The sequence below is a fragment of the Herbaspirillum lusitanum P6-12 genome, from assembly GCF_000256565.1.
GTDB classification, from domain to species: domain Bacteria; phylum Pseudomonadota; class Gammaproteobacteria; order Burkholderiales; family Burkholderiaceae_D; genus Herbaspirillum; species Herbaspirillum lusitanum.
Window position 1 is genome coordinate 1 of the sequence record NZ_AJHH01000469.1, and the last position, 1672, is coordinate 1672.

Annotated in this window: 1 protein-coding gene and 3 pseudogenes; all 4 read left to right on the top strand. The window is 59.9% G+C overall.

All coding sequences use genetic code 11. From position 1 onward, the window contains the following. The coding region (locus HLUSI_RS28890) for a septum site-determining protein MinC (protein ID WP_040503538.1) at positions 1–186 on the top strand (186 nt) is incomplete at its 5' end. A 54-nt stretch (positions 187–240) separates the two neighbouring features. Continuing rightward, positions 241–1034: pseudogene (minD, locus tag HLUSI_RS28895) on the top strand (septum site-determining protein MinD). Between the two features lies 1 nt (position 1035). Beyond that, a pseudogene (locus HLUSI_RS28900) lies at positions 1036–1143 on the top strand (cell division topological specificity factor MinE); the annotation flags it as partial. After that, positions 1140–1556: pseudogene (locus HLUSI_RS28905) on the top strand (septum site-determining protein MinD); the annotation flags it as partial. The pseudogenes HLUSI_RS28900 and HLUSI_RS28905, both read left to right, overlap by 4 nt. Between the last annotated feature and the right edge of the window lie 116 nt (positions 1557–1672).

A 1672-nucleotide genomic window follows, 5' to 3' on the forward strand; every position in this document is an offset into this window, starting at 1 on the left:
GCCGGCGCCAGCGGCAATACCGGCGCCCGTATCTTCGCGGCGAGCCTGGAAGCGGAACTGGTGTCGATTGCCGGCGTCTACCGTACCTTTGAGAACAGTCATCCGCCCGAACTGGCGCAAAAACAGGTGCAGGTGCGCCTGACCGGCGACCGTATCGACGTGCTGCCGATCAACACCAGCAAATAATTCGGTAATTTAGTATTCGCATCATCAAGTATTCAATCTTCTAAGGAGTCTTTTGTGGCAAAAATCATCGTTGTGACATCCGGTAAAGGCGGCGTCGGCAAAACGACGTCGAGCGCCAGTTTCGCATCGGGTCTGGCTCTGCGCGGACACAAGACCGTCGTCATCGACTTCGACGTCGGCCTGCGCAACCTCGATCTGATCATGGGCTGCGAACGCCGCGTGGTGTACGACCTGATCAATGTCGTCAATCAGGAAGCAACGCTGAACCAGGCGCTGATCAAGGACAAGCATTGCGACAACCTGTTCATCCTGCCGGCCTCGCAAACCCGCGACAAGGACGCGCTGTCGGAAGAAGGCGTGGAACGCGTGCTGGGCGACCTGCAAAAGATGGACTTCGAATACATCATCTGCGATTCGCCGGCCGGCATCGAACCTTCGCCGACGAAGCGATCATCGTGACCAATCCGGAAGTTTCCTCGGTGCGCGATTCGGACCGCATCCTCGGCATCATCCAGGCCAAGTCGCGTCGCGCCCTGAGCGGCGGCGAACCGGTCAAGGAACATCTGCTGATCACCCGCTATTCGCCCAAGCGCGTCGAAGCCGGCGAAATGCTGTCGTACGCCGACGTTCAGGAAATCCTGCGCATCCCGCTGATCGGCATCATCCCTGAATCGGAATCGGTGCTGCACGCGTCCAACCAGGGCAATCCTGCGATCCACCTGAAGGAGACCGACGTGTCTGAGGCCTACCAGGACCTGGTCAGCCGCTTCCTCGGCGAAGACCTGCCGCTGCGCTTTACCAGCTATGAAAAGCCGGGCCTGCTCCAGCGTATTTTCGGAGGTAAATGACATGGCTTTGCTTTCCTTCCTGTTTCCGCCCAAGGCAAAAAGCGCCACCGCTGCCAAGGAACGCCTGCAGATCATCATCGCGCGCGAGCGCGGCGGTCGCCAGGGACCTTCGCCGACGAAGCGATCATCGTGACCAATCCGGAAGTTTCCTCGGTGCGCGATTCGGACCGCATCCTCGGCATCATCCAGGCCAAGTCGCGTCGCGCCCTGAGCGGCGGCGAACCGGTCAAGGAACATCTGCTGATCACCCGCTATTCGCCCAAGCGCGTCGAAGCCGGCGAAATGCTGTCGTACGCCGACGTTCAGGAAATCCTGCGCATCCCGCTGATCGGCATCATCCCTGAATCGGAATCGGTGCTGCACGCGTCCAACCAGGGCAATCCTGCGATCCACCTGAAGGAGACCGACGTGTCTGAGGCCTACCAGGACCTGGTCAGCCGCTTCCTCGGCGAAGACCTGCCGCTGCGCTTTACCAGCTATGAAAAGCCGGGCCTGCTCCAGCGTATTTTCGGAGGTAAATGACATGGCTTTGCTTTCCTTCCTGTTTCCGCCCAAGGCAAAAAGCGCCACCGCTGCCAAGGAACGCCTGCAGATCATCATCGCGCGCGCGCAGTGCGACGTCCTTTCGCATACCCCGC